This is a genomic window from Lapillicoccus sp., from assembly GCF_025353065.1.
GTDB lineage: Bacteria > Actinomycetota > Actinomycetes > Actinomycetales > Dermatophilaceae > Lapillicoccus.
This window is the reverse complement of sequence record NZ_JANXRJ010000314.1, coordinates 1-8,147: the sequence shown is the minus strand read 5'-3', so window position 1 is coordinate 8,147 and position 8,147 is coordinate 1. Positions and strand designations below refer to the sequence as shown.

Annotated in this window: 9 protein-coding genes; 3 read left to right on the top strand and 6 right to left on the bottom strand. The window is 70.7% G+C overall.

The window, feature by feature from the left end; translation table 11 throughout:
• The 4 genes from Q0R63_RS22605 to Q0R63_RS22590 form a co-directional block, all read right to left on the bottom strand.
• The coding region (locus Q0R63_RS22605; RefSeq protein ID WP_295702359.1) for a sugar porter family MFS transporter at positions 1-1,281 on the bottom strand (1,281 nt) is incomplete at its 3' end.
• A gap of 66 nt (positions 1,282-1,347) precedes the next feature.
• Entirely contained in the window at positions 1,348-1,908 is a 561-nt protein-coding gene (locus tag Q0R63_RS22600; protein ID WP_295702358.1) for a DUF1003 domain-containing protein, read from the bottom strand.
• Positions 1,901-3,187: a CBS domain-containing protein gene (locus Q0R63_RS22595; protein ID WP_295702357.1), complete on the bottom strand. Its 1,287-nt coding sequence runs from the start codon at positions 3,185-3,187 to the stop codon at positions 1,901-1,903. Before Q0R63_RS22595 ends, Q0R63_RS22600 begins: the two co-directional genes overlap by 8 nt.
• A 64-nt stretch (positions 3,188-3,251) precedes the next feature.
• Entirely contained in the window at positions 3,252-3,797 is a 546-nt protein-coding gene (locus Q0R63_RS22590) for a hypothetical protein (protein ID WP_295702356.1), read from the bottom strand.
• A 60-nt stretch (positions 3,798-3,857) separates the two neighbouring features.
• Between Q0R63_RS22590 and Q0R63_RS22585 the strand changes: the two genes are divergently transcribed.
• Positions 3,858-4,922 carry a CoA ester lyase gene (locus Q0R63_RS22585; RefSeq protein WP_295702355.1) on the top strand — a complete coding sequence of 355 codons (1,065 nt, stop codon included), beginning with the start codon at positions 3,858-3,860 and terminating at the stop codon, positions 4,920-4,922.
• Entirely contained in the window at positions 4,919-5,800 is an 882-nt protein-coding gene (locus Q0R63_RS22580; protein WP_295702354.1) for a CoA ester lyase, read from the top strand. Before Q0R63_RS22585 ends, Q0R63_RS22580 begins: the two co-directional genes overlap by 4 nt.
• Positions 5,801-5,861: 61 nt before the next feature.
• On the opposite strand, the gene Q0R63_RS22575 is transcribed toward Q0R63_RS22580, so the two are convergent.
• Both Q0R63_RS22575 and Q0R63_RS22570 read right to left on the bottom strand, forming a co-directional pair.
• On the bottom strand, positions 5,862-6,671 hold the full coding sequence (locus Q0R63_RS22575; RefSeq protein ID WP_295702353.1) for an alpha/beta hydrolase-fold protein: 810 nt from the start codon (positions 6,669-6,671) through the stop codon (positions 5,862-5,864).
• 37 nt (positions 6,672-6,708) lie between these two features.
• Positions 6,709-7,203: a DinB family protein gene (locus tag Q0R63_RS22570; protein WP_295702352.1), complete on the bottom strand. Its 495-nt coding sequence runs from the start codon at positions 7,201-7,203 to the stop codon at positions 6,709-6,711.
• A gap of 168 nt (positions 7,204-7,371) precedes the next feature.
• Here Q0R63_RS22570 and Q0R63_RS22565 point away from each other — a divergent pair.
• Positions 7,372-8,147 (top strand): acyl-CoA dehydrogenase family protein (locus tag Q0R63_RS22565; RefSeq protein WP_295702351.1); only part of this gene is annotated, 776 nt, incomplete at its 3' end.

The window sequence follows — 8,147 nt, the reverse complement described above, 5'->3', positions numbered from 1 at the left end:
CCACTGGGCGGCCGCGGCGAGCGACAGGGCCGCGGCGCGGATCCGGTTGGGGAAGCTCTCGCCGAGCAGCACCCACACCACCGGGCCCCACGACATGCCGAAGGAGATGACGAAGACGTTGGCGGCGATCAGCGCGATCGGCCCCTGGGCGCCCGACAGGACCGGTGTCACCGAGCCGCTGGCGTCGGTGACCGTCTTGGCGAGGCTGAAGATCAGCGCCATCGTCGCCAGGCTGACCGTCATGCCGGTGGACCCGATCAGCAGCAGCGGCTTGCGTCCGAAGCGGTCGATCGAGGCGATGGCGATGAGGGTGGTGACGATGTTGACGACGGCGGTGATGACGGTGATCTTGAAGGAGTCGTTCTCGCTGAAGCCGACGGCCTCCCAGAGCACGTTGGAGTAGTAGAAGATCACGTTGATGCCGACGAACTGCTGGAAGACCGAGAGCAGGATCCCGACCCAGACGATCGGGAGCAGACCGCTCCCCTTCGACCGCAGGTCACCCCAGCTCGGCGGCTTGTCCTGCTGGAGCGACTCGCGGATCCGCTGGATGCGCATGTCCACGCCACGCGACCCGAGCATCGTGGTGAGCACCTTGCGGGCCTCGGGGATGTCGTAGTTCGCGACGAGGTAGCGCGGCGACTCCGGGATGGTCAGCGACAGGATGCCGTAGACGAGGGCCGGCACGGTCATCGCGAGGAACATCCAGCGCCAGGCCTCGAGCCCCCAGACGACCTTCGACGAGTCGCCGGCCGCGTTGGCGAAGAGGAAGTCGACGAGCAGCGAGATGAAGATGCCGGTGACGATGGCGAGCTGCTGGAGCGACCCGAGGCGGCCGCGCAGGTTGGCGGGGGAGATCTCCGCGATGTATGCCGGGGCGATCACCGAGGCGATGCCGACACCCAGGCCGCCGATGACCCGGAAGAGGACGAGGAGCCCCAACGACCCGGCGAAGCCGGCCCCGAGGGCGCTGACGAGGAAGAGGACCGCGGCGATCCGCATCGCGGTGAGTCGGCCGAACCGGTCGGCGAACCGCCCGGCGGACATGGCCCCCGCCGCGGCGCCGAGGAGGGCCGACGCGACGGCGAAGCCGAGGGTGGTCGACTCGACGTGGAACCCCTTCTGGATCGCGCTGACAGCGCCGTTGATCACGGCGCTGTCGTAGCCGAAGAGGAACCCTCCGAGGGCCGCGACGGCAGCGACCTTGACCGCCGGCCCGAGCGGGGCGTCCTCGCCGTCGACGGCCGACGAGGATCCGGTCGTCCTGCTGGTGTCAGTCATGTCCGGACCTCTCGGCGCTGGGAGTGTGTCGCAATAGTCTGCTACGTCACCTGCCGAAGCGCACGGTCAGCGGGCCTCGCGTCGCTCCAGTTTTTCGGCGACGGTGACGCCGCGGTCCTCGATCTCGTTGAGGAGGTCACGCAGCTCGGAGCGGATGAAGTCGCGAGTCGCCTGGTCGCGCATGGCAATGCGTAGTGCTGCCACTTCTCTGGTGAGGAACTCGGTGTCCGCGAGGTTGCGCTCGTCCCGGGCTCGGTCCTGCTCCAGGGCGACCCGGTCGCGGTCGGCCTGACGGTTCTGGGCGAGGAGGATCAGCGGCGCGGCATACGAGGCCTGCAGCGAGAGGATCAGGGTGAGGAGGGTGTAGTTCGTCGCACGAGGGTCGAACTGCTGCGCCAGGGGGAGATAGGTGTTCCAGACCAGCCACGCAACGACGAAGACGGTCATCCCCATCAGGAAGCCGGCAGTGCCCATCAGGCGGGCGAAGCTCTCGCTCGCCCGGCCGAAGGTCTCGTTGGAGAAGTTGGCCCGGGGGACGAAGCGGCGTCGGAACTCGCGGGGCTGGTCGAGGCGGAGACCCTGGTCGCGCCGCCCGGGCCGCCCGGGCCGGCCGGGCCGCTCAACCACGCGTCACCTCGTGGCGGTCCTCGCGCCAGTCCTCGGGAAGGATGTGGTCGAGGACGTCGTCCACCGTGACCGCCCCGAGGAAGCGGCCCTCGGGATCGACGACGGGCATGGCGACCAGGTTGTAGGTCGCGAGCATCCGGGTGACCTTCTCGAGGGGGGCGTCGGCAGGCAGCGGCTCGATGCCCTTGTCGACGACGGCGCCGACCGGGGAGTGCGGGGGCTCGCGCAGCAGCCGCTGGATGTGCACGAGGCCGAGGAAGCGGCCCGTCGGCGTCTCGAGAGGGGGCCGGCAGACGAACACGGTCGAGGCCAGGGCCGGGTGGATGTCCTCACGGCGCACGACCGCGAGGGCCTCCGCGATCGTCGCCTCCGGCCCGAGGATGACCGGCTCCGTCGTCATCAGGCCGCCGGCCGTCTCCTCGTCGTAGGTGAGCAGCCGGCGCAGAGGAGCCGCCTCGTCGGGCTCCATGAGCTGGAGCAGCTGCTCCTGCCGCTCCGCGGGCAGCTCGGCGAGGAGGTCGGCGGCGTCGTCGGGCTGCATCGCCTCGAGGACGTCGGCCGCCCGCTCGATGTCGAGGCCGGTCAGGATCTCCACCTGGTCGTCGTCGGGCAGCTCCTCGAGGATGTCGGCGAGCTTGTCGTCGTCGAGGGCGGCAGCGACCTCGCCCCGCCGTTGGGCGCTGAGCTCGTGGATCACCTGGGCGAGGTCGGCGACCCGGAGGTCGTCGTAGTTCTCCAGGAGCCGGGCGGCGCTCTGGTCGCCGGCGCGCCTCGTCTGCAGCCCGGTGACGTCCTCGACGGAGACGAGCACGGTCTCGCCTCGACGACGGGTCAGGCGCAGGCCGCGGCTCGGGGCGACCGTCGTCTTGCGGCAGAAGACCTTGGCGACGACCCAGTCCTTGCCGCGCTGCTCCATGGCGATGTCCTCGACGATGCCCTCGTAGGCCTCGTCGCCCGGGTCGGTCGGCGCGACCGTGATGATCCGCTCCAGCAGCTCGGCCAGCACGAGGGACTCGTTGGTGCGCTGCTCGAACCTCCGCATGTTGACCAGGCCGGTGGTGATGACCTGCCCGCCGTCGACCGAGGTCACCCGGGTCATCGGGACGAAGACCCGGCGCCTTCCCGCGACCTCGACGACGAGCCCGATGACCCGGGGAAGGCTCCTCGTGGAGCTGAAGGTGACGACGACGTCACGCACCCGACCCACTGCGTCACCGAGTGGGTCGAACACGCTCAGCCCGGCGAGGCGGGCGACGAAGACGCGGGTGGAGGGGGGCACGCGCCAAGGGTATCCGGCGCGGTCGACGGATCCGGCCTGCTGCGAGGGGGCGCGCAGGTCTCGGTCAGCGGGTGCCGCGCCGCCGCGCCGGCCGCCCGCGCCAGTGCTTCGGGTGCCAGGTCGCGGTGGTGGCCCGGGTCGGCGCCGGCTCGGCCGCACCCGACCCGTCGTCGTAGTGGCCGGGGCCCTCCACGAGGCCCGTGGGCGCGCCGGTGACGGGAGTCAGCGACGTCACGGCGCAGTCAGTGCGCCAGCGCTCCTCGACGTCGTCGACCGCGTTGAGCCGGGCGGCCCGCAACGCCGCGACGGCGGACCCCCAGGCAGGGGCGTCGGGGATGAGGACCTGCGCCCTGGCCCGGACCCGCAGCAGCCGACCGCCGGTGTCCTTGCTGCGCAGGACCAGTACGACGAACTCCGGCAACCAGGGCAGGTACTGCTCGCCGAGCCCGTTGACGACGTATGCCGTGTCGTCCTCCCACGCGAACCACGCCGGCCAGGCGCGGTCGGCCGGCCCCACGCGGTCGGCCGGCCCCAGGCGGTCGTCGGGGACCTCGATCCAGAGGATCCCCGACCTGCTCATCGCCTCGGTGACGAGGGCGGCGTCGCTCATGGGCCCGAGGCTAGTGGCTGCTAGGTTCGGCCCGACCTCGACCCGTCAGGAGTGCCCCCGATGCGCAACCCCAAGGACTTCTTCGCCCCGCTCGCTGTGGGGGCTCCGCAGCCGGTCCGGGAGATCCCCGCGCGGCCGTCGCGGGTGATCCACTTCTTCGACCCGAGCAACGACAAGATGGCGGGCAAGGTGCCCGGCATGGTTGGCACGGTCGACGTCCTCCTCGGCAACCTCGAGGACGCCGTCAAGGCGGACAACAAGGTCGCCGCCCGCGAGGGACTGGTGCGGATCGGCCGGTCCGTCGACTTCGGCGAGACCACCCAGCTGTGGACCCGGGTCAACTCGCTGGACTCGCCGTGGTTCCTCGACGACGTCACGGCGCTCGTCGCGGGGATCGGCGAGACCCTCGACGTCATCATGGTGCCGAAGGTCGAGGGCGCCGAGGACATCCACTACGTCGACCGGCTGCTCGCCCAGCTCGAGGCCAAAGCCGGCCTGAGCCGTCCGATCCTCGTCCACGCGATCCTCGAGACGGCGCGGGGCATGGCCAACGTGGAGGAGATCTGCGGCGCCAGCCCGCGGATGCAGGGCCTGTCGCTCGGGCCGGCCGACCTCGCCGCCTCGCGTCGGATGAAGACGACGCGCGTCGGTGGTGGACACCCTGGCTACCTCGTGCGGCAGGACCCCCCGGACGGTGACCTCACCGCCGATCGCCAGACCTACCAACAGGATCTGTGGCACTACACGATCGCCCGGATGGTCGACGCCTGTGTCGCCAACGGCATCTACCCCTACTACGGGCCGTTCGGTGACATCGCCGACGTCGTCGCATGCGAGGACCAGTTCCGCAACGCCTTCCTCCTCGGTTGCGTCGGAGCGTGGTCGCTGCACCCCAGCCAGATCCCGATCGCCAAGCGGGTCTTCAGCCCGGCCGCCGACGACGTCGCCCACGCCCGGCGTGTCGCCGCCGCCATGGGCGACGGCACCGGCGCGGTCATGCTCGACGGCAAGATGGAGGACGACGCCAGCCTCAAGCAGTGCCTCGTCCTCCTCGAGCTCGCCGAGCAGCTCGGGGCCCTCGATCCCGAGTTCGCGAAGCTGTATGCCGCGGAGCCGGCGTCGTGAGCGGCGTGCCCGCGGCATACCGGCCCCGGCGCTCGGTGCTCTACATGCCGAGCTCCAACGCCCGGGCGCTCGAGAAGGCGAAGACCCTCGCGGTCGACGCGCTGATCCTCGACCTCGAGGACGCCGTCGCTCCTGACGTCAAGGCATCGGCGCGCGAAGCTGCCTGTGCCGCAGCGGGATCGGGCGACTACGGTCGTCGTGAGCTGACCATCAGAGCGAACGGTCTCGACACCGAGTGGTTCGCGGACGACATCGCGGCCATCGCCCGTTCGGGGGCGCACGGGGTCGTCGTCCCCAAGGTCGGCTCCGCCGACGAGGTGCGCACCATCGTCGCGGCGCTCGACGCTGCCGGAGCCCCTGACGACCTGCGCCTCTGGGCGATGATCGAGACGCCTCGCGCGATCCTCGACGCGGCCGAGATCGCTGCCGCCTCAACGCGACTCGCCGCTCTCGTGATGGGCACCAACGACCTCGTCAAGGAGCTCTACGCCCGCCACGTCCCCGGTCGCGCGCCGCTCCTCACGGCCCTGTCGCTGAGCGTCCTCGGCGCCCGCGCGGCTGGAGTGGCGATCCTCGACGGCGTCTTCAACGACGTGAGCGACGGCGAGGGCTTCGAGGCCGAGTGCCGCCAGGGCCGCGACCTCGGCTTCGACGGCAAGACCCTCATCCACCCCGGCCAGGTCGACGGTGCGAACCGGGTCTTCGCCCCGAGCGCCGAGGAGGTCGAGGACGCCCACGCGATGATCGAGGCCTTCGAGGCGGCGATGGCGCAGGGCCGGGCCGTGGCCACCCACAAGGGCCGGCTCATCGAGAACCTCCACGTCGAGACCGCGCGCAAGGCCATCGCCGTCGAGGAGGCGATCGCGGCCCTGGGCTGACGCTCGGCTGAGGTCACGCCCGAGGGATCGAGATCACAGGGATCGGGGTCAGGGGCCCCTTTCAGATGAGGCGCGACGAGACGAACTCGAGCAGTCCCGGCGCGGTGGCGCGCCAGTAGTCGTCGGTATGACCGCCGGGCGCGAAGTCGGCCGGTGGGGGTGACGCGAAGCCGTCCACGAAGGCGTGGTTCGCCCGGACGAACGGGTCGGACCGTCCGCACGCCATCCGCAGTGGTTGGGCGTCCAGGATGCTCCGCAGTGCGAAGACGTCGTGCGCCCGGAAGTCCTCGGCGTCGTCGAAGGCACCCGGTGCGCTGTCCCCGGGCGCCGTCCACAGCGCCGCACTCATGGTCGCGACGGCCCGCACCTTGCCGCGCAGCAGCGTCCCGGCCAGCAGGAGCGCGCCGTAGCCGCCCATCGACCAGCCCAGCAGGCCGAGCCGCGTGGTGTCGAGCCCGTGGTCCGCGAGCCGAGGGAGCAGCTCGGAGGCGATCATCGCGCCGGCGTCGGTGCCGTCATGGCGGTGGTGCCAGTAGCTGTCGCCGCCATCGACGGAGGCCACGGCATACGGCGTCGGGGTGCGCGGGACGCGCTGGAGGTCGAGCGCGTCGAAGGCATCGCGGTGCGACCCGCCCTTGCCGTGCAGCACCACGACCACGGGGAGCCGCAGACCGGACGAGGTGCCCGCGGGCCTGCTGATCGCGTATGCCGTCTCCACTCCACCCCGCGCGACGGACCGGAAGCTGCCCTCCTCGACGGCAGAAGAGCTGTGGAGGTGATCCACCAGGACCACTCCTCCGACCCCGGCCGCGACGAGGCCCGCCGTGCCCGTGAGCAGGACGCGGCGGGACGGACGTGGGCCTGGAGCCACGGCGCTCACGCTAGTCGAGCGGTCGCCGGGAGGGTTGCTATTCGCCCGTCCCGCCGTCGATGGACTCCCGGATGAGGTCGGCGTGGCCGGCGTGCCGCGCGGTCTCCTCGATCATGTGCAGGACGATCCACCGGTAGGAGCACACCTCACCCGTACTGGTGGGGACCGGCGCCTCGGCGTCGAGGTCGGCCACGTCGGCGAGGACGGCCCGGCTGCGTGCGATGGCGTCGAGGTAGCGCCGGCGCAGGACCTCGGGCTCGAGGTCGGCGGCGGTCGTCATCTCCCAGTCGGGGTCGGCGTCCCAGTCGACCCCGTCCCACGGCGCGGGGGGTTCGGCGCCCGCAGCCCGGACCGTGAACCACCAGTCCTCGTTGAGCGCAGCGTGGTGGAGGAGCCGGGCCAGCGTCAGCGTCGACGGTGGATGGGACCGGTTGAGGTCGTCCCTGCCCAGGCCGGCAGCCTTGTGCAGCAGGATCTTTCGCTGTCGGTCGAGGAACTCGGACAGCTGCGTACGCTCGTCGAAGGCCGTCACTCTGGGGTCGCTCTCGGGTTCACTCGCGACATCGTCCTCTCGTGAGGCAGGCCACAGGTGGCAGGTCTCACACGCGGGTGGCGGGGCGGCTCCGGCGGGCACTCGGCATACTCGAAGGAGATTCGAGGACGGCCGGTCCTCTCCCCGATCGCGAGGTGGCGACGACCGATGGCACGACTGCAGGAGACCGACGGACTCGGTGAGGAGCAGCTCGAGCTGCTGAAGCTCGTGCGGAGCTTCGTCGACGAGCAGATCATCCCGGTGGCTACGGAGCTCGAGCACGCGGACGAGTATCCGACCAAGATCGTCGAGGGCATGAAGGAGATGGGGATCTTCGGGCTGATGATCCCGGAGGAGTACGGCGGGCTGGGGCAGTCGCTGCTCACCTATGCGTTGTGCGTCGAGGAGATCGCGCGCGGGTGGATGTCGGTCAGCGGCATCATCAACACCCACTTCATCGTCGCCTACATGCTCGTGCAGCACGGCACCGAGGAGCAGAAGCAGAAGTACCTGCCGCGGATGGCTACCGGCGAGGTGCGCGGGGCCTTCTCGATGAGTGAGCCCGGCTGCGGCAGCGACGTCGCCGCCATCACGACGAAGGCCGTTGCGGGCGAGGGCGACTCGTCGAACGACTGGACCATCAACGGGCAGAAGATGTGGCTGACCAACGGCGGCTCGTCCAACCTGGTCGCGGTGCTGGTCAAGACCGACACGGGGGCCGACTCGGTCTACAAGAACATGACGACCGTCCTCGTCGAGAAGGAGTCCGGCTTCGGCGAGACCGCGCCCGGCCTCATCGTCCCCGGCAAGATCGACAAGATGGGCTACAAGGGCGTCGACACGACCGAGCTCATCTTCGACGGCTACCGGACGACGAGCGACCAGATCCTCGGCGGCGAGCCGGGCAAGGGCTTCTACCAGATGATGGACGGCGTCGAGGTCGG